Raw genomic sequence first — 19070 nt, forward strand, 5'->3', positions numbered from 1 at the left:
AAACGCAGGAACTTGACCACTACGACTAACACAAACGATACCTAAAAGCGGGTCACTTCTCGGTGGAAACGCCGGGTCAGCTCTCAATGGGAATCAACAGCACCGTGTTAGAATGCTGGCTTGCGGGGGGGGGGTAACGTTGGCGCGCAGTCAGTCCATAGTGGGAGGATGCTTCAGGCACTCGTCCATAAGTTCGTAGGCACGATCCTTGTCGATCAGGAGGCGCACAGGGCCTTGGTCTGTCGAAATCGATAACATTCCCAGTTCCGGGTTGTCCGAGATCGTCGCTATATGCGCGCGAACAACCTTGGTCGCAACCGGGTCTTTCTTCGTAGTGGGTATTCGGAGCCTTCTGCGGAACATGGTCTGATAATAAATGGTCGTCAACGTAGATTAAGGCGCATCCTAACACGCTCTCTGCGGGCCGTGGGGTGGTTAATTCGCCGCAAGGGCGTACAGTGGGGGGCGAAACAACTGGACAGAGCGCATGCGACGAAACTTCGTTTGGACGTGCGTACTCGTGTGTCTGGCCTGCCTCGGCATCGCCGGGGTGATTTATAACGTTGACCGCGACCCGTGCGCGCAAGAACTTCGTGCGCTTCGGACCGCCCAGGCTCCGCCCGCGAAACCAAGGCCGATTTGGTCTGCGATGGCTGAGGTTCTTGCCTGTCGAGCGGGATGATGGGCATGCATTAAATGGTGCGCTGCACTTAATATTGTTTATTGAAATATAATAAGCGGGCCATATAAAAATTGCTCGTCCGACTGAAGAGCGGAAGGAGAAAAAGGATGAGCGCTGGTGATCGTCAGTTCCCCATTCTCCCCCTCTAGGAGATTCCCGTCTATCTGAAGATCGGTGACGGAGTATCTGAAACCATCGATAGCCCGATGAGGCCCTGATCTACCTTGAAACAAGGTGGCCAGACGAACGAAGCCCCTCTTACGAAAGAGCGAAAAGCGCCTGCAAGCTTGCTGCGGACGGTTACGCCTCGCTCGTAGATGCAAGAGAGGCATTCGTCACCGCAGCGATCGCTGCGTCGATATTGGACTGAGCCCGCCTGCACCATCAAAGCGGCAGCCCGGCTGGAATGTTGGGCTGCCGCTCGCTTGCAAGTTTCCCGATCTGATCCCGGCCTGTTCTCTACGTCGCCACCCTGAGCAGATTTGTCGGACGCTGTGCCAACCACGGTCCGCGTTTTGTTCTGGGCTGACGTGGCTATATTATGGTTCATCGCCTTGGTTCTGGAGCAAGCGCATGGAAACGAAGAGCCCGCGCGAGTTAGCTGCTCGCGCTCTATGTCGATTGAGTGACCTTCCTGAAGACACCAGGATTGAGGGTGTGCCAGCGTGGCGGTTGTTTCTCCCTCACGTTGATGCAGTGCTCCAGGCTGCTCTAAGCCGCGAGGAATATTTTCGACTACGGGACGAGTAGATGCCATCATATTCTGAACGGGCGGTGGGGTGTCGCCAGACGTGATGCGAACGGATGATGGACAACCTCGGAATTCTCCATTTGTCGGGGCGCGGACAGGCAGACGACTTAAAGAGGCTTGTCAGCCGCCAGGATGCCTCTACCTTACGGCTTAGAGTTCGGAAGAAACTCAGCGACTTAGGGCTATTGGAAGATGAGGGAAAGCCCTGGAACGACGGCGGCTGTGCAGGCCAGTCAGAAGCGAGCAATCGGGTATCCACCAGCGGGTAGCCACAATTTCCAGATCGAGCCATGCACCGGACTTCGTGTCTGCACGCAGTGTGGCAGACCGAAAACTCACGGGGTTAAGATGGCACCCTGCGAGGGAGTAAAAGTTGGCTCGCAGTCAGTCCGCAGTGGCGGGATAACCCAGTAGCGTCAGGCACTCTTCCATCAGCTCGTGCGCATGATCCCTGTCGATCAGCCGCGCACAGGGCCTTGGTCCGCCAAGATCGATAATATTCCCAGTTCCGGTTCGTCCGAGATAGTCACTATGCGCGCACGAACAACCTTGGTCGCTGCCGGGGCGGCTTTCGGATCTGGTCTGCGCCTTGTGCGGAACATGGTCCGATAATAACGGGTCGTTAACGCAGATCGAGATGCGTCCCCCACACTAGGAGGGGGAGAGGATGTTCCAATTTCGCAAGCGACAAACGACTTGCTTAGTGGACATTTACGGCGCAGTCTCATCCAGTCGATGGCATTCGAAGCGGGCGCCGTCGCGTAAAGGCTCAATGCCTTCGCCCCAACAAAAGGAGGACTATCATGTCTTCCAACCATGAATATCTTGAGATAGCCGACGTGAAGATGCTTGAACGTGTGCTGGAACGCGCGGGCTACTATGCATCTCTGGTGGATACCAGCGACACACAGTATGCGGCGCAGTTCGTCCTGAAGCTGTTTCAAAGCGGAATTGATTCCGAAGAGGATCTTGTCGATGCCCTCAACGCCCGAGGGAAAAGTGCAGTGGAAGGTGCCACTCCCCGGCAGGTGCGGCTGGAAGCCGTTAATCGATGGGCCGATGAACGTGGCTAGCCTAGCGCCACGAGTGATCCGGAGTAGCTTGTTCATTCTGCTCCTCCGTCCGACCGAAAGACCTTAGCGCTGCAGCTTTCGGCCCCTTTTAAAGACAACGGGACAGCAATACAGCTTACCGGTCAATCTGAGGCGACCAAACGAATGTCTCTTTCTGGCGCACCACAGCACCCTACGTATGTGTCGTCAGTTGGCGATTGCGAAGATGGCGTCAGCACACCCGAACGGCTTACTACTTTTCCGGCAACCCCGCCTTTACTAGGTCGGCGACCTGCATGTCGATGACATCCGGCTTGATATTAAAAGTCATGTCCCGCCAGCGCGCGGCAGTGTACCAGGGCTGCACCGCCAGCACCTTGTCGATCTCCTTGCGAGCGTCGTAGGGTTTTCCCAGATGCACGAAGTTGATTGCACGGAGAAGTGGGATGCCGATGAAGAAATCGGCAGTGCCATCGATCAGCTTCGCCGACTCCCCGTAACGTCCCATATCGGTGAACACGAACGCCTTCATGCTCAGGTAGTAAGGAGCGTTGTTAGGGTCGTTCCTCAATGCAAAGTCAGCCAGCTCGATCGCCTTGTCAGTCATACCATGCCAACGGTAGGCGCTAGAAAGGTCGCCGATCAGAAAGGCGTCCCCCGGTGAAAGCGCCATCACCTCCTGTGCGCTTTGAAGCGATTTGTCGAAGTTGCCCCCGTGGGCGCTGACATAGCTGAAGGACCAAAGGCCGCTCTTTTTCGCATCTGGCCCAAGACTGGGACGCACCAGCGTCTCGTTTAATATCTCTGAAGCCTCACGCCAGTGCTCGTCCGGCGTCGTGTCGTAACCGTAGTTGGCGGCAAGCACATTGTCCCAAGCGAGACCGCACTTCAGCAGCGCGGAATCCGGAAATTTCTTGAGGCCTTCTTCGATGATCTCTCGAGCCTTGAGCAAACTCTGGGGGGTGTATTGCTGGAAATAGAAGTTTGAGCGCAGAAAGTAATCATATTCCTCAAGTTTTGGCGTGTCCTTTTCCCAGACTTTTCGGTATTCACTCTCGTACATCTTGCCGCGTTGGCCGCCGAGCGACGCGACGATGCGTTCCACAATCCGATCCTGAAGGGCAAGAGGATCAGTTCCCTTCTCGTCGAGCTTTTCCGCCCACACATGCTCCCCGGTCTGCGCGTCGGTGAGCTGGCCGGTGATCCGGAGCCTGTCGGAGTCCTTCCATACCCCGCCCTCGATCACATAGGCGACGCCAAGCTCTTTGCCTATGTTGCGAATGTCTGTCTTCTTGTCTTTGTACGGGTAGGTCGCGCTACCGGACAGAACCTTGAGCTCCGATACCCCGGTCAGCATCGAGATCAGATCGTTGGTTATTCCGTCGCTGAAATAGTCTAGTTTGGAATCGCCGCTCATGTTCTGGAACGGTAGAACGGCAATCATCGGCACGCCCGATCGCTCGGTCGTCGTCGATATGCCGGGAATGGTGAGACCGGCCAGCGGCAACGCCCACAATGCTAGGCCGCAAATGACGACGATTGCGAAAGCACCAACCAGAACGTTGGCGGAAGCGCTTTGGCGCTTGGCTGGCTGCCGCCTTGTCGCTCGACAGGCCAATGTCACGCGGTAGCAGTCCACCGGCTCGGAGATGTTCTTGACCTTCTGTGCGCCCATGGATTCGAAACCGAAGGCGAGCTTCTTCTCGACCTCCTTGGCGACCTTTCCGGACACCCAGATGCCGCCAGGCTCGGAGAGCTGCTCAAGACGGGCAGCTATGTTGACGCCTTCGCCGAACCTATCCTGTCCCTCAACGATGACCTCGCCAAGATTCACGCCGATCCGCACCCGAATTTGCTGTTGCTGAGGGACATCTTGATTGCGTTGGGTAAGCGACTGTTGAAGAACGACGGCGCATTCGACAGCCTCGACGACCGAGCTGAACTCCGCCAACAACCCGTCGCCCATCAGCTTGAAGATGGTGCCGTGATGCTTCGCAATGATGGGTTCGAACACCTCCCGCAATCCAGCCTGGAGGCGCTCATGCGTCCCCGTCTCATCGCGCTCCATCATCGCGGAATATCCTACGACATCAGCTGCAAGGATGGCTGCAAGCTTGCGATCCATCGACAATCCTACTGGCCGAAACTTCGGCCCTCCCGACGCTGAGGATTGACCTCAGCGTATCCGTTGTCAACGTCGCGTACGACGGACGAACGCTCCTGCTGACAGTGCGAGACAACAGCTGCTTGACGTCTCCTTTTGGCGGATATCGTTGAAAAACTCGGCCAATTAACTATTCATCGGGCTGTTTCAGCGGTTCTCCGGTGAGGAGGATCGGTTGTCTGTCCCGCACTTTCGCGCAGGGTATCCTTCCTAGCCGCTTTTATGCGGCGATGACGCCGTATGGTGGCCTTGGTGGTCTGAGTTTTGCCAGTCCCCTTAGGTTCTGTGCGGTTGCCGCTCGCATGGCCGAGGCCGTCTTCACCGCGCAGCAGACGCTGGAAGGTTCGATCGCTTTCTACTCCGATCTGAAGGGTCGTCTCTCGAAATATGCCCGCTCTACTGGCGGCCTGAAAATCCTGCCCAGGGTGTTCCCGGTCGTTGGGAGGACCAGGCAGGAGGCCAGTGACAAGTTCGAGCAGTTGCAAAGCCTTTTAGAGCCGTTAGTGGGGTTGGATATGCTCGCTGACCTTGCTGGCGTCGAGGACATCAGGACCATGCCGGTCGACGCATTGATTGCCGACCTCCCGGAAACCGAGGGCGGCAAGAGTCGCAGAGCGCGCTTTCTGGAGCTGGCGGCTCGCGAAAACCTAACATTGCGTCAATTGTATCAGCGCGTGGCCGGGGCCCGTGGGCATTGGCAGGTTGTTGGCTCCGCTCGGACTTTGCGGAACTTGTCGTACCGGAGTTGCACATCACGTGGCACTCCTCTCACTTCTGGTTCGGTATCCAAGCGCGATACAGCGCCTAGACAGCTTCGCTAGTACTCCACACCAAACGGGGGAATGCGCTAGCAGCTAGATGCTTTTGTGGCCGAGCGTGAGAGGGAAACACCAGCTGCCGCTCGGTGAGCCGCCATCCTTTAAGCCAATTCGTAACGTCGTTTGCTGTCACCAGAAGAACGTCTTGATCGAAGCCGACGAGTCTCGAGTGGGCAATCGCCATTTGGCAGAACATCGAAGCGTAGCTCCAGAGCCGCTCTTCCGTTGAGCGAGGAGGGGACGCCACCGATAACAATGCTCTTCTAGACACGACGACAACCCCGGCGCGCCCCTCCATGCGAAACTCGATCCGGCCGGATCGCTCACGCGCATCGAGTGCGACATGAACGATAACTGGAGCCATCTTATCTTTCGGCATCGCACCTTCCTTCCCCAGATCGAAATAGTCTGCTCATTTGGTGATCGACGCTCATTGACCGGCGCAAGTGCTGAAAGTCCCGCGGGTGCTTTCGCCCCGCATTCCGGATCATTGACCGTTGTGTGGGTCGGACTCAATCTTGGGTAGATCGTCGTCCCTGAGGCCCTTTTTGAAGGCCTTGATCCCGTGTGCGACATCGCCCATTAGTTCAGGCACCTTTCCCTTTCCGAAAAAGAGCAGGATCACTGCGAGTACGATGATCCAGTGCCAAGCGCTGAAGCTTCCCATGTATTTCTCCTTTAATAGAACGTGCGTACACTAGCGGCAGCGGGCAAATTCTCGTTTGTTCGAGATCAAGCAGAAACAAAGTCAGCAGGGATTTCCTCACTGGTCGTCCCGGTTTCTGAGGCCTTCCAGAGGGATCCCGCCGGTCTGCGACGGGCGCGACCCCTCGGGCCGTGATTTCCACCTCGGGCGCAGGTGCGGCACGACGATATGAAGCCTCCTAGTCAATTTTCGAGCATCGATTTCGATGGAAGCCGGCGCTTTTCCTGAAGATTCTCTTGGGCGGAGAGCCGGAGGTCGTCTGATGCGACTGCGGATGTAAAGGGGCTCGTGTCGCTATGAGATATGTCTCCAAAGTAGTCTGTGCCTCGCCTCCCAAGGACGCGCCAGAACTTACGAGCTCCAAGATATCCGTATGAAGATCTTGGTCGCGCGAGAGTCTCAACTTTCCACTCCCATAGTCCACTCTGGCGCCTTTTCCGGAATGCTGCGGAGGTCGCACCTGTTGAAGGTGAAGACGCGGAGTAGCTGAGAGCCCAGTCTGGCCTGCTGGGCCAGATCATCGAAGAGCAACGCGGCTTCCTCCAGTTCGCCGATGTCCGTGGCGGCGCCGAACTGGTCAAACTCCTGAAGCAGTTCCAGAAGAGTTTGCGCCTTGGCTCTCTGCCGGATCGCCGCTGCAAAGATATCCGTTGCTACGGCCGCCCGCTCGACCGGAGCGAGATTGGTGAGAACCTCACCCACGACCGTCGCGCAGCCGCAGTCCATTTCAGGCTTTTTTGCGAAAGCCTTGATCTGCCGTAGCGCCGACAGCCCCATTTTTCTGCTTCTAGGCATTTCCCTCACTCTCGTCATCGTTGGTGTTCCTGGGAGTTTTTCAGCCTCGATATCCATTCCGCTCCAGAACGGGCGTGGTGAAAGCCGTTCGAGAGCGGTGCCGCAGGATAGATGCCCCTCAATGAAGCCTCGGCTTCCTCGGAGTGGATTTTCCTCCGACTAAGTTCTGCAAAGACTTCAGCTACACTCGCCATGTCGCAGTCCTGCGGGGAAAGTCGTAGCGACGTGATGCCGAGCGACAAAAGGTCCTCGGGTTCTTCCAGCAAAGCTTGGCACGCGTGCGACACCGTTTGTACGCCGTTCAGAGCGAGGAACGGTTGGCCGGAGAGCGTGTTGACCGCGAGGCCATCGGGCTCCTCCTGGCACACGAACTGGCAGTTGTCTTTCGTCTTCCCCTTGGAACGCGCGTGCGCGCAGCGAGCGGAGATGGCAAGAGGAATTCGCCCGAATGCGAAGAGTTCGAACTCCGGTCCGGGGCAGGCCCTTGTAATCTCCACGATGGAGGTTGCTGGGATCTCGGGCGGAAGACATATAGATGTCGCGCCGTGTCGGGCGAGAAGCCGGGCGGTGGCACCATTGTATACATTTACGAACGGGCCAATCGCATGTGGTCGTCCCTTCAGGAGTTGAAGCGCCGACAGGTCGTTTGCTTCTACCAGGTGGAGGTCGTCGCCAGCCATTGTTCGTTGGTACTTCGCCTCGCGATCAAGCGTGACGAGAGCGAGCGTAGAGTACCGCACGGTTTTGCCTGCCGCCTCCAGGCGTTCAACGACGCCGGCCATCTCGCCTTCCATGAAATGGAGCCGCTTCGAGCAAATCGTCTCCCCGAGAACGACGACGTCCACAGGCGCCTCGTCAGCGATCCTGTAGTAGAAGTCGCGCCATTTTTCCGTCCGCCATAGGTAGAGCAGCGGTCCGAGCGTCAGTCGAAATCTATCTGGCATCGTCATCTCCAGCGCTTCTCGTAGGCGCCGCGCGTGGTCTGCTGCCCCTCGCTCAACGTGCGAAGACGTTCCATTAGCCGAACTCGCTCCGCCGGAGCGGCGTTCAACGTCGCCCTCAGGGTCGACACAACTTCGGCAATGTAGGCCTTTCCACGCTGGCGGCCTTCAACCTTCAGCGCCTTGACGCCCGCGGCTCGAAGCTCGTCAAGCTGATCCATCACGTCAAGCGACACGGGATCTTCGAAGGCGTAGGTTTTACTATCGCCGATCTCGAAACGGCCCTTGCAAAGCGTCGGATAGCCCGTCGCTTCGCCCGCCTCGAAACGGTTGATGGTAAAGCCTCCAAGGTCGGAAACCATGTCGGTCCCAGATTGTCTGTAGCGGACGTGGCTTGCTGGCGAGCAGACGCCGTTCATGTTCGGGGACTTTCCGGTCGCGTAGGACGAGAGCGAACACCGGCCTTCCGCCATGACGCAAAGTCCGCCGAAGACGAAAACCTCCAGTTCGCAAGCCGCGCGGCGGGCGATTTTGGCAATGTCGTCGATCGTCAGGGTCCTGGGGAGCACCACGCGAGCGGCGCCGAAGCTCTCCACGAGATAGGCCAATGCGTCTGGATTTGAGGCCGACGCCTGTACCGAAATATGAAGCCGTTGGCGCGGGTGATGTTCGGCGACATGCGCCATCAGACCGAAGTCGGCAACGATCAGGGCGTCGGCTCCTGCCTCTGTCGCCTCCGCGGCGCGCTGGTACCAAAGGTCTTCCTTCCCGGCCGTCATAAACGTGTTCAAGGCGACGAAAGTCTTGACGTTGCGTGAGCGCCCGTATGCGATCGATGCGCGAAGCTCGGAGACGTCGAAGTTCAAGCCCGGAAAGTTCCGAGCGTTCGTTTCGTCACGGAAGCCGCAGTAGACGGCGTCCGCACCAGCGTCGACGGCTTCACGGTAGGAGGCAGGAGTTCCTGCTGGGCAGATCAGTTCCATTGCAGACCCTGCGATCTGAGTGCGTCACGCCTCATCCCTTCCAGCGCCATGGCAGCCAGCCCGCGCATCGGGCCCGTCAGCTCGGTGATGGATTTAACGAGATCGATCTCGCTGTCGTCGAGAGCATTGCGAAGGGCCAGCACGGCTTCCATGTCACCGGACACAAGGAGTCTGCGCGCGAAGAACAGGGCATCCCCGTCGACACGCCCCTCGGCAAGAGCGAGCATGAGTACCAAGGGGCCCGTAATCGTGGCATCGGCCTTCGTTGCGCTTCCTCCCCGCGACGTTGCAAGCGTACGTTCGTTGGGCTGAATTGAGAAAGAGAACGGAAAGTCCGTAGGAACGAATGCAAAGCGAGCGCCTCCATAATCACCAAGGCGGTCGAAAAGCTTCGGGTGGACACGAAGGACTTGCTTCAGGAGAAGATCGGCGATCCGCGCCGCGATAGGCAGCGGAACAAACCGAGCAGTTCCCAGCAAGCGAGATGGAGCAAACATCGGGGCCTCTTAAATTTGACGGGCCATCTTAGTTTCGTCCGCCGGTATGCTGTTTGATCCCGAACAAAGACGGGGACGGATTTGCAATGCCATTGCTGGCCGATGCTCAAAGACAACAGAAACATTCAACGACATGCCGACCTACAGAGTTTTCTCTCAGATCTCGCGACCCGAGGACTGCTGGTCGAGGTTGAAGAGCCCGTCTCGCTCGTTCACGAGGTCACGGCGCTTCATCGGACTGTCTTGCTCGAAGGCGGCCCAGCGCTGATGCTGAAGCGACCTGTCGATGTGGAAGGACGCATCTCCAATATCCCGGTGGTCGTCAATCTTTTCGGGACGAGGGAGCGGATCGAACTCGGCTTGGGGCTTGGTCCTGGTGGGTTATCACGTCTTGCGGAAGATCTTGCGGAACTGCAGCGGCCGACACCTCCGAGATCGCTTTGCGACGCCTGGGGCAAGCTTCCTCTTCTCAAGGCCGCTGCGTCGATGCGGCCGCGGTATTCAAGGAAGGCTCCGTGCCAGGAGGTCATCCTTCAAGGCGACGAGATCGATCTTGGGCGCCTACCCATTCAATGGTGCTGGCCCGGAGAGCCGGCGCCGCTCGTCACATGGCCGCTCGTCATAACCTGCAGCCCGGACGACCCCGACGACGTCAACGTCGGCATCTACCGTATGCAATTGCTTGACCATCGATCCCTCATTGTTCGCTGGCTGGCCCATCGCGGGGGCGCGAAGCACTTCAGGCAGTGGCAGCGGAAGGGGCTGGACATGCCGGTGGCGGTCGTCATCGGGGTGGATCCAGCGACGATCCTGGCGGGAGTCATTCCGCTTCCCGAGGGGATGAGCGAGCTGAATTTCTCGGGTCTGCTCCGCGGTTCAAGAACGCAAGTGACGCGGTGCAAAACGCACGCACTCAATGTGCCATCGAACGCTGAGATTGTTCTGGAAGGCTACGTCTCGAAGGATGCGACCGCGCCCGAGGGGCCGTATGGAGACCACACGGGCTACTATAACTCGGTCGAATCCTTCCCTGTGGTTCGCTTGAGTGCGATGACCAGCAGGCGTGCGCCCGTCTATCTAACTACGTATACGGGACGGCCACCGGACGAGCCGTCCGTCCTCGGAGAGGCGATGACCGAACTTTTCGTTCCGATCGCGAAACGGCAGTTTCCGGAGATCACCGACATTTGGCTTCCCCCGGAAGCCTGCTCCTATCGTGCGGCAGTCGTTGCTATCGACAAGCGATATCCGGGGCAGGCTCGTAGGGTGATGATGGGTCTGTGGTCGATGCTTCCGCAGTTCAACTATACGAAGCTAGTGATCGTCGTTGATTCCAGCATCTCCGTCCGCCGCTGGGACGACGTGCTGTGGGCAATCTCCACCCGTTTCGACGCGGGGCGCGATCTCGTAGTTCTCGAGAACACACCGATCGATTACCTCGACTTTGCATCGCCCAGAGCCGGACTTGGAACCAAGATGGGGATCGACGCGACGAACAAAATCGGCGGCGAAACCGAACGGGAATGGGGATTGGAACTTCATATGCCTGAAGAGCTGTCGCGGCGGGCGACCGAAATCTGGGAAAGGACGAGGCATGCATTCGCACGCTGACGGCCACGACGTCGTCGTGGGGGTGAGTGGTGCATCCGGCGCGGCTCTCGCCGTTGCTGTGGTGGATCGTCTAACGGCCGCCGGTATTAGGGTCCACATCGTCGTCACCGACGCCGCGAAGCGGACATTGGCACACGAGGCTGGGTCGGAGGCACACGGACGGCTGCTGCTCAAGGCATACCGTTGCTACGACGACCATGATATCGGCGCGGCAATCGCAAGCGGGTCGTTTCCCGTCGCCGGGATGATAGTGGCTCCATGCTCCATGAAGACGCTCGCGGCCGTAGCGACTGGCCTTTCGGAAAACCTCCTTGCTCGTGCCGCAGACGTCCAACTCAAGGAGCGCCGCCGCCTCGTGCTGCTCACGCGCGAGACGCCCCTTCACCTAGGCCACCTCAGGAACATGACGACCGTAACCGAGATGGGGGCGATCGTGATGCCGCCGGTACCTGCCTTCTACAATCGACCGAAGTTCGTCGAGGATATCATCGATCACCTAGCTGCTCGAGCGATCGATCTCCTTGGCTTGTCCCTGCCTCACCAGTCTCGGGCATGGAACGGAGAAGCGTCCTTTGATCAGCCGAAGATCGCGATTGGATCGGCACCGAAGAGCATCGCGTGACCACCTCCGAGCAGGAGCCAGCAGGCCAAGGCGGCGGTGACAGCGAAAGCGACGACCATGGCTCCGTCAATCGCAAGGCGGTGTCCCTTGGCCAATGCCGCGAATGGGATGATCCCCGTACTTTGCGAAAGAGCCGACCAGCGATCGCCTAAGCGTCGCCGGGCACGCTTTTCTGTCATAGGGATCGCCCCGAGAGCAAACAGAGCGAAGCCGCCGAACAGCAACAGGGACCGGAGATCTCCGTTTGCCACGATGTGCCCGGACGCCCAAATGGCAAAGCCCCAAAGGACCGGGTGTCTCGTTATGCGCGCAACCGCTCCAACTTCGTCGGAAGAACGGATAGTGATTGACAATGGGTTCCTGCTTAGGAGCCCTGCGACTACGAGAAAGCCTCCGAACGGTGCAAGGACAAAAGTCACGGCGGCTTGCCATGGCCGGAGATCCCAAAGCGGAATGTAGTCGAGGGAGAGCGCGGCTGAGAACAGCCACACGAGCGCGGCGACGGACGCTGCGGAATAGCCGACAAGGTACGCAGGCCGTCCAAGGCGGCCAATGATACCCGCACGCAGTGCCGGCAGCGCTGGGATTGAGTGTAGTAACAGGAAAGTTGCGAAGGCAGAGAGAAACGAGATCATTGAGGACTCCTTGGAGCTCCACCTAGCATCATCAGTAGATATGCAGTTTGATCGTCGTCAATTATCCCGCATCATGGAAGCCACGGGGTCGCACGAAGGGTCGGCTTGGTCTTCGCACGACGAAACGCCAGTCTTAGCTTCTTTGCGCCAGCGCAAAGAACGAACTCTTTCCCTTCTCTAAATATGATTTCATCACTCATCTTTAGGGGTTACTATTATGCTGCGCGTTCGTTCTCTCTGCCTTGCACCTGTCGCTCTTGCTGCCGTGCCGCTTGTCCTACATGCCGCAGAGTATCCGATAGGCGCACCTCAGGTAGCGGGGGGCATGGAAGTCGCCGCGGTGTACCTGCAGCCGATCGAGATGGACCCGCCCGGTATGATGCGGCCGGCAGCGGAATCCGACGTTCATCTCGAGGCGGACATTCACGCGACGAGTGAGAACGCGAACGGCTTTGCGGAAGGAGACTGGGTTCCCAACCTTCACGTCGAATACAAGCTGAAGAACCTCGACAACGGCGCTGAAGAGGTTGGCGCTCTCGAACCAATGGTTGCGAGCGATGGCCCGCACTACGGTGACAACGTCAAACTGTCGGGTCCCGGTCGCTACGTGGTCGAGATCACAGTTCACCCCGGCGGTCATGGCATGATGAGCTTTGGCCGACACGTCGACAAGGAAACCGGCGTTGCCCCATGGCCCGATGAATTTTCTCTCAACTACGACTTCGTTTTCGCGGGGGTTGGAAAGAAGGGTGGCTACTGATGCGCGCCGCCACGCCACTGACCGTCCTGTCATTGCTTTTTGCCTGCCTGGCATCCCCGGCGGTTGCTGAGGACGAAGACCCTGTTTACGCCGTGCACTTCAGCAATGGCGTGATATCTCCGTCTATCCTCGAAGTTCCTGCAGATACGCGGTTCAAGATCGAGCTTTACAACGACGGCTCGACGCCGATTGAGTTCGAGAGCATTCCCCTCCGAAAGGAAAAGGTGCTTGCTCCGGGAGCATCGAGCTTTCTCGTCTTCCGCTCGTTGCAAGCTGGCGACTACGCCTTCTTCGACGATTTCCACCTCGACATGCCGCCGGCCAGGCTGATCGCAAAATGACATCCCAAACCCTTCTTGAATCCTTCAGGATCGCCTCCGTCGTGTGGCGCGAATCCTTTGAAGCGCTGCTCGTTATCGCCATCCTACAGGCGTGGACGGTGCACGAGAACGTGGAGATCCGGCGGCGGGCAGCCAGGTCGATTACCGGCGGCGCGGCGATCGGAATGCTGGCCGCCGTCGGACTTGCCTATTTGATGGGCGAGGCTTCCGATTTTCTCAGCGGAGACCGCGAAGATGTCCTTCAACTCGTTCTGGCTGCGACGGCGTCCGTGCTTATGCTCCGCATGGTGTTCTGGATGCGAGGCTCGGCACGCGGAGCTTCAAGGGACATGAAATCACGCGCCGCGGGACTGGGCAGGACCGGCAACTGGACCGCCCTCGGCCTGCTCGCCGCACTTGCGGTCGCTAGAGAAGGCGCCGAGACTGTGGTCTTTCTGTTCGGGATGCTGTCCGGGTCGAGTCTGGAAAGCGCAGGTCTCATCGCTGGATCCGGCGCATTGGGGCTGGCGGCGGCGCTCATCACCCTGTTGGCCTTCCGGTCAGGTGCCTCCGCTTTTTCCAAAAAGGCAGTTTCGACATTCAGCCAGGTTCTGCTCTTGGTACTGGGAAGCGGCTTGTTGATGACCGCGGTGGACAAAGCCGTTTCACTTGATTTCGTCTCAACGATGACCTCTCCCCTGTGGGATACAGGCTGGCTCCTGGACGATGCGACCGGGCCCGGCGCGTTCATATCAGGGCTAACTGGCTACCGTGCCCGGCCTGAACTCCTTCCTCTGCTTGCTTTGGGCGTCTACTGGACGATGGCCTTGTTGGCATATGCTTCGCCCCTCGGTGACAAGGCCCACGCATGACCGCGGCGCGAAGTTTCAGGGGGAGGTTCGTCAGCGGATTGGGCGACGCCCTCCTGAGGCATCAGTCCGGGATCCGCCGAATGCAGTGGGTGATGGTCGCCGCCTACGTTGCGCTGCTCGTTGCTCCACTGACGCTTCCGCTGCCCGGAAGCAGCGACTACATCTGGAACAACCTGGCGCGTTTTGTCCAGTTTGTCTTCTGGGGTGTCTGGTGGCCTTTTGTCATCTTGGGAACGGCCCTGGTAGGTAGGTTTTGGTGCGGTCTGCTCTGCCCAGAAGGAGCGCTGTCGGAAATCGCAAGCGAGCGGGGAGCGGGCAGGGCGATTCCAAGCTGGATGAAATGGTCGGGGTGGCCGGTGGTTGCATTCATTTCGACGACTATCTACGGGCAGCTCACAAGCATCTACCAATATCCCAAACCTGCCGCTCTCCTATTGGGCGGATCGACGCTCGTGGCGATGGCAGTCGGAGCGCGCTATGGAAAGGCAAAACGGGTGTGGTGCAGGTTTCTGTGCCCGGTCAGCGGGGTCTTCGGCACCGTTTCGAAGATCGCCCCCTTGCATTTTCGGGTCGAGCCGGACGCCTGGAAGCGCTCGTCGAACGCAGACGCCGCTGGCGTGAACTGCGCGCCGCTCATCCCAATCAAGACCATGCAGGGGAGTTCGGCCTGCCATATGTGCGGACGCTGCAGTGGGCATCGAGGCGCGATCCGGCTCGCATGGCGCAAGCCGGCGGCGGACATTGTGTTCGGCTCCGGGAGGATGGCCGCTCGCTGGGACACCATCCTGATCGTGCCAGTACTTCTCGGACTGGTCCCCGCAGCCCTTCACTGGACAGCCAGTGACGCATTCCAAATCATCAGAATATGGCTGGTGGAACAGTGCGTCGACGTGGGCCTGACGTGGCCATTGTCGCTCCGACTCCCCTGGTGGATGCTCACCGACTATCCATCGGTCAACGACGTGATGAACGTCGTCGATGCCGCCAGCCTGCTGGGGCTTGTTGCTTTCGGAGCATTCATTTCTTCTATCCTGTTTTTGCTCCCGCTTGTGGCGGCGGCGGCAATCCTCCGCCGGACGGGCAAGCTCATCCATCACCTTGCCCAAGCGCTTATTCCGCTCGCGAGCTCTTCGCTATTTTGCGGCCTCCTCGCACTTACGACAAGTCAGCTCCGATCCGACGGCATCAACCTGCCCGGCGTCGACGCCGCTCGGGGAGCGCTAGTCATTCTCGCGGGGCTTTGGTCGGTGGAATTATTCTTCAGGATTTCGAGCGTCTACTGCAGGTCCCTACAACAGCGCATTGTGGCGACCGCACTTGTCGCAATAGCAATTGTCGTATTCTGCACAGCTTGGCTGCTTATGTTCTTAGGAACCTAATCGGGTTTAAGGCAGTCGGATCTTTCCGGCTGGCCTTCGGTCAATAGGCAATTTGTTCGCCACTGATTGAGCGGTGACAGGCGATGCCGCTCGACGCGATTTCTTGATTTCGATGATGAACGGCTTCTTCTTTTGCATGGTTTCTTTCTCTTCGAGATTATCCAGGGTTAGGCGGATGGGCGGGTAATGACGAATGCGGCGCATGCACTCAGTACCGCGGCAACGATTGCGAGCGGTAACGGGCCAGGGTCCAGCCACACCAGAACGCAAAGACTGCACGTCATTGCGACGACCGCTGATATCTTCGCACTTTGATTTATGGCCCTGCGATCGCGCCACGCCCTCACTGAAGGGCCTAAGGCAGGATGATCGACAAGCCAGGATTCGAACGTCGGCGAGACACGGGCGAATATGGCTGCTGAAAGGAGAAGGAACGGCGTCGTAGGCACGAGCGGGAGGAAGACGCCCACCACGCCGAACGCGATCGAGGTCCAAGCAATCGTCAATAGCAGTATTCGCATTGTCATCTCCAGCGTTACGCGGATCTTAGAGCTTCACAGCATCCACCTCTTTGATGCTGGTCAAAGACGATGCCGCGGACCGGTTTAGTGTGATCGGAACCAATTTTGATGGAGGTTGCAATGCTACCGAAGTTCGTTACAGCGTTTTTGAAATCGTCGGGCAACCAAGGCGTCGTGGTCATGGAACATGACGGGACACACCGCGTAATTGTCGTCGATCAGGAGGCGCTTCGTGAGATGTCCAACCCGCCTCGGGCCGATGAGACCCGACTTCAACAGAGCATTGGCGCGATTTGCGAAATCGCGACGACAAAGATTCTGAGAGGTGGTCGGTCTCCTCACTCGCGGATCGCGGTTTCCGCGTCCGACGTGGCGGCGTGGAAGCTTGATCAGTCGAAACTGCACTGAAGCACAGTCGCATTGAGGCGCGGAAGATCGATAGCACTCAACGTCGTTGGGGGCAGGATCAAATCCGCGTCCTGTTTGATGCATCGGGCGAACCTCCAGGCGGCTTATAACCTCCGATAAGATGGTGATCGGCTATTATGTCTTCTCGGGGCACGGAGTGCTCAATCTCTACAATTCCGGTGGTCGAGTAGCCTACATGCCGCCCAGCGGGAAAACGCAGAGCATCTTCCTTTCCAACGGCAGCGGATGGTGAGGAACGATCGGTTCGCTCAATGGTCAATGTGATCGGAATGACGAAAGCGTGCATTTTGCGGTTTGTTGCCGATAAATAGGATCTAGCACGCTAATCTCCGGCGTTATGGAACAGTTGACACAGACCTTATTGCAGTCCGATGACCCCCAGGCGTCTTGCAAGCATCGAGATGATCCTTCCAAACGACTTCGCGGATGCGGTGAGCAAGCGATGCCGTCTAATCAAAGGATGTCAGAAAGCGTCCTCGTCGCGAGATGATGGATATATGCTGACGCCGCCTCATCCTGTACCCGCCGCCAGCCGACCAGGACCTCGTCCCAGACCTGATTTGTCGTGCGGGAAGTGCCCAAACAATCGACAACGGCGCCGAGATCTATTGCCTCGGGAGCCAAGGCGAGCGTCAGGCCGCCTCGTCTCCCCCTCAAGCTGTGCAGGAAGCCACTTTTAACAAGCCGGTTTGCAGCCTTAGCGACATGGGCATGGGATGCGGCACAGGTCTCGGCCGTCTCCCGAATTGTCACCTTGTTTGGAGATCGATCCGCGGCCAGCACCAAGAGTCGAATTCCGAGATCCAGCAGCATGGACATATCCGTCAGTCCAGCTCCCCTTCTGCGAGCTTCAAAAGTCGCGGCGGGTCGGTGACGGTGAGCTTCTGACGCCCGCCCTCGACGATGCCTTTCGATTCCCAGGCGCTGAGGATTCGCGATACCGTATGAAGGGTGGTGCCGGTCATTTCGGCAATGTCCTGTCGCGATATCGGAAAGTCGATCCGGATCCCTTCCTGAACGGCTTTTCCCGCCTGCTTCGAAAGGCGCAGAACGGCGTGAGCGACGCGCTTCTCGACTTCTTCCGTGGACATCTCGCGAATGCGGGTATGTGCCTCTTCGAGGCGCTGTCCTATTGTCTGCATCGCGGTCATCGCCAATCGGGGGTTCTGTTCGACGAACCGCGACCACATTTCCGTAGGCCAGCCGATGATCAGGCTTTCGGCCGCTGCTCGGGCTGTACCAGGGTAGTCGTCTCGACGCAGAGCCATTGCGAAACCGAACAGATCACCGGGATGCACCATCCGCACGATTATCTGCTGTCCGTCCTGGGTGACCTGGGTGACCTTCAACCTCCCATGGATCAATAGAAAGAATGACTTGGCGTTTCCACCTTGTTCGAAGACGGCGTCGCCTTGAGGGACCCTCCGAGGTGTCGCGTGTTCGAGCATCGAATCCAAATCAGGATCCGTCATGCGCTCGAAGAGCGGCAACGACTTCAGTACTGCGCGGTCAACCTTCATTGGTGCCAGTCTCCATCTGCGCCTCTTTCGGCCGGCCGACGAGATCGGCCACGGCTCTTCTTGCGAAGTCCGTAACGCTTTCGATGAGCGTCGGGTCACGGACAAGCCGGAATCCCAGATTATCCGGTGGCGCGCCAACCGAGCATCCGCCCCCCTTGGGATTGCGAACGAAATTGCTCATAGGTGCGCGGTGTTTTCCGGAAGCAATGAAGATGCCGCAGTCCACACTAGACGGCTTTTCCTTGATTGCACCTTGATCAAGATCAACTCGAGTATTGCAGGTCGATGTCCACTCCCAAATATTGCCGCCAAAGTCGACGAGACCGGTCTTACTGACGCCGAACGAGCCTCGCGGCTGCGGACGCGGGTTCACCGAGGCCGCCCGACGGGCTTCTCGTTCGTAGTCGGCGAGCCAACGGACCGCGGGGTTCTTCTCGTCGTCGGCAACTCCGAGAGCGTCGTCCGGGAAGCGGTCGTCGGCAGCGTACGCGAGTTCAAAGTCCGTAGGCAACCTCCAGGTTTGCCCAGTCCGGTTCGATAGCCAGGCGGCGTATCGAACCGCGTCGTCGTGGCTAACGCCCGTCAAAGGCATTTCGGCCGCTGCTCCGCCTTCCGGCTCGTCGGCAGGGATACAGGCGCCTTCATCGACGCAACGACGATATTCGCCGCGCGTGGTCTGGAACTTCATGATTTTCAGTGGCGTCTGGATGTCGATATTCTTGAGAGGCGCGTCCAACGCCAAACCCTTGCGGAAGTATTCCGCCGAGTCCCGATAGGCGAATGTTCTGGGTGTCACCACGACCGATTCCGGCTCATCAAGCGGAGGAGCCGCGGTCTTGAACGAGACCCATCCAGCCTCGACCGCAACCGCTCCCGACAGCACCATGAGCAGGGCCAGCGGAATGGCGATCGAAATGCCCGAAATCTTGTCAGTTCCAGCCGTACCGGTCATGCTTCAAACGCAGTGCGCGCCTCTCGTCAAAAACAGGTTGGTGCGCGGTTTGCACCGCGC

At 58.5% G+C, this 19070-nt stretch carries 21 protein-coding genes; 10 read left to right on the top strand and 11 right to left on the bottom strand.

The window, feature by feature from the left end; all coding sequences use genetic code 11:
• Positions 1-899: 899 nt before the first annotated feature.
• Both A6U87_RS30690 and A6U87_RS16460 read left to right on the top strand, forming a co-directional pair.
• Positions 900-1052: a DUF982 domain-containing protein gene (locus A6U87_RS30690; protein WP_369327363.1), complete on the top strand. Its 153-nt coding sequence runs from the start codon at positions 900-902 to the stop codon at positions 1050-1052.
• Positions 1053-2236: 1184 nt separating this feature from the next.
• Positions 2237-2506: a hypothetical protein gene (locus A6U87_RS16460; RefSeq protein WP_065692376.1), complete on the top strand. Its 270-nt coding sequence runs from the start codon at positions 2237-2239 to the stop codon at positions 2504-2506.
• Positions 2507-2738: 232 nt separating this feature from the next.
• Here the strand turns inward: A6U87_RS16460 and A6U87_RS16465 are convergent, their stop codons facing one another.
• Positions 2739-4610 (bottom strand): adenylate/guanylate cyclase domain-containing protein, encoded by a 1872-nt coding sequence (locus A6U87_RS16465; RefSeq protein ID WP_065692377.1) that lies wholly within the window; start codon positions 4608-4610, stop codon positions 2739-2741.
• A gap of 341 nt (positions 4611-4951) precedes the next feature.
• Between A6U87_RS16465 and A6U87_RS16470 the strand changes: the two genes are divergently transcribed.
• Positions 4952-5470 carry a hypothetical protein gene (locus tag A6U87_RS16470; RefSeq protein ID WP_244499517.1) on the top strand — a complete coding sequence of 173 codons (519 nt, stop codon included), beginning with the start codon at positions 4952-4954 and terminating at the stop codon, positions 5468-5470.
• A 484-nt stretch (positions 5471-5954) separates the two neighbouring features.
• Here the strand turns inward: A6U87_RS16470 and A6U87_RS16480 are convergent, their stop codons facing one another.
• The 5 genes from A6U87_RS16480 to A6U87_RS16500 all read right to left on the bottom strand — a co-directional run bounded on the left by A6U87_RS16480 (position 5955) and on the right by A6U87_RS16500 (position 9389).
• Entirely contained in the window at positions 5955-6134 is a 180-nt protein-coding gene (locus A6U87_RS16480; protein WP_065692380.1) for a twin-arginine translocase TatA/TatE family subunit, read from the bottom strand.
• 438 nt (positions 6135-6572) lie between these two features.
• Positions 6573-7025, bottom strand: a complete 453-nt coding sequence (locus tag A6U87_RS16485; protein ID WP_244499518.1) for a hypothetical protein — start codon at positions 7023-7025, stop codon at positions 6573-6575.
• Positions 6983-7912: a U32 family peptidase gene (locus A6U87_RS16490; RefSeq protein WP_065692382.1), complete on the bottom strand. Its 930-nt coding sequence runs from the start codon at positions 7910-7912 to the stop codon at positions 6983-6985. The genes A6U87_RS16485 and A6U87_RS16490 overlap by 43 nt, the downstream gene beginning before the upstream one ends.
• 2 nt (positions 7913-7914) lie before the next feature.
• The gene (locus tag A6U87_RS16495; protein ID WP_065692383.1) at positions 7915-8892 is read right to left on the bottom strand and encodes a peptidase U32 family protein; all 978 of its coding nucleotides are present in this window, start codon (positions 8890-8892) and stop codon (positions 7915-7917) included.
• Positions 8883-9389, bottom strand: coding sequence for an SCP2 domain-containing protein (locus A6U87_RS16500; protein ID WP_065692384.1), 507 nt, complete (start codon positions 9387-9389; stop codon positions 8883-8885). Before A6U87_RS16500 ends, A6U87_RS16495 begins: the two co-directional genes overlap by 10 nt.
• Positions 9390-9491: 102 nt before the next feature.
• Between A6U87_RS16500 and A6U87_RS16505 the strand changes: the two genes are divergently transcribed.
• Together A6U87_RS16505 and A6U87_RS16510 are read left to right on the top strand one after the other, a co-directional pair.
• The gene (locus tag A6U87_RS16505; RefSeq protein WP_065692385.1) at positions 9492-11000 is read left to right on the top strand and encodes a UbiD family decarboxylase; all 1509 of its coding nucleotides are present in this window, start codon (positions 9492-9494) and stop codon (positions 10998-11000) included.
• Entirely contained in the window at positions 10984-11622 is a 639-nt protein-coding gene (locus A6U87_RS16510) for a UbiX family flavin prenyltransferase (protein WP_065692386.1), read from the top strand. Before A6U87_RS16505 ends, A6U87_RS16510 begins: the two co-directional genes overlap by 17 nt.
• On the opposite strand, the gene A6U87_RS16515 is transcribed toward A6U87_RS16510, so the two are convergent.
• Complete coding sequence (locus tag A6U87_RS16515; RefSeq protein ID WP_065692387.1) at positions 11577-12257, bottom strand: NnrU family protein; 681 nt, start codon at positions 12255-12257, stop codon at positions 11577-11579. The genes A6U87_RS16510 and A6U87_RS16515 overlap by 46 nt on opposite strands.
• 217 nt (positions 12258-12474) lie before the next feature.
• Here A6U87_RS16515 and A6U87_RS16520 point away from each other — a divergent pair, with 217 nt between their 5' ends.
• The 4 genes from A6U87_RS16520 (at position 12475) to A6U87_RS16535 (ending at position 15588) form a co-directional block, all read left to right on the top strand.
• Complete coding sequence (locus A6U87_RS16520; RefSeq protein WP_065692388.1) at positions 12475-13017, top strand: iron transporter; 543 nt, start codon at positions 12475-12477, stop codon at positions 13015-13017.
• The gene (locus A6U87_RS16525; protein WP_065692389.1) at positions 13017-13358 is read left to right on the top strand and encodes a cupredoxin domain-containing protein; all 342 of its coding nucleotides are present in this window, start codon (positions 13017-13019) and stop codon (positions 13356-13358) included. The genes A6U87_RS16520 and A6U87_RS16525 overlap by 1 nt, the downstream gene beginning before the upstream one ends.
• Complete coding sequence (locus A6U87_RS16530) at positions 13355-14209, top strand: FTR1 family protein (RefSeq protein ID WP_065692390.1); 855 nt, start codon at positions 13355-13357, stop codon at positions 14207-14209. The genes A6U87_RS16525 and A6U87_RS16530 overlap by 4 nt, the downstream gene beginning before the upstream one ends.
• 80 nt (positions 14210-14289) lie before the next feature.
• Positions 14290-15588, top strand: coding sequence for a 4Fe-4S binding protein (locus tag A6U87_RS16535; protein WP_244499519.1), 1299 nt, complete (start codon positions 14290-14292; stop codon positions 15586-15588).
• 167 nt (positions 15589-15755) lie between these two features.
• Here the strand turns inward: A6U87_RS16535 and A6U87_RS16540 are convergent, their stop codons facing one another.
• Positions 15756-16115 carry a YbaN family protein gene (locus A6U87_RS16540; protein WP_342587899.1) on the bottom strand — a complete coding sequence of 120 codons (360 nt, stop codon included), beginning with the start codon at positions 16113-16115 and terminating at the stop codon, positions 15756-15758.
• A gap of 114 nt (positions 16116-16229) precedes the next feature.
• On the opposite strand from A6U87_RS16540, the gene A6U87_RS16545 reads away from it, so the two are divergent.
• On the top strand, positions 16230-16517 hold the full coding sequence (locus tag A6U87_RS16545; protein ID WP_065692393.1) for a hypothetical protein: 288 nt from the start codon (positions 16230-16232) through the stop codon (positions 16515-16517).
• 474 nt (positions 16518-16991) lie between these two features.
• On the opposite strand, the gene A6U87_RS16550 is transcribed toward A6U87_RS16545, so the two are convergent.
• From A6U87_RS16550 to A6U87_RS16560, 3 genes are read right to left on the bottom strand one after another with little or no spacing between them, the layout of a single operon-like run.
• Positions 16992-17351: an Rrf2 family transcriptional regulator gene (locus A6U87_RS16550; protein WP_065692394.1), complete on the bottom strand. Its 360-nt coding sequence runs from the start codon at positions 17349-17351 to the stop codon at positions 16992-16994.
• An 11-nt stretch (positions 17352-17362) separates the two neighbouring features.
• Positions 17363-18058 carry a Crp/Fnr family transcriptional regulator gene (locus A6U87_RS16555; RefSeq protein ID WP_065692395.1) on the bottom strand — a complete coding sequence of 232 codons (696 nt, stop codon included), beginning with the start codon at positions 18056-18058 and terminating at the stop codon, positions 17363-17365.
• Positions 18048-19010 carry an SUMF1/EgtB/PvdO family nonheme iron enzyme gene (locus A6U87_RS16560; RefSeq protein ID WP_065692396.1) on the bottom strand — a complete coding sequence of 321 codons (963 nt, stop codon included), beginning with the start codon at positions 19008-19010 and terminating at the stop codon, positions 18048-18050. The genes A6U87_RS16555 and A6U87_RS16560 overlap by 11 nt, the downstream gene beginning before the upstream one ends.
• Positions 19011-19070: the final 60 nt, after the last annotated feature.

This window comes from Rhizobium sp. AC44/96, from assembly GCF_001692185.1.
Classification (GTDB): Bacteria; Pseudomonadota; Alphaproteobacteria; order Rhizobiales; family Rhizobiaceae; genus Rhizobium.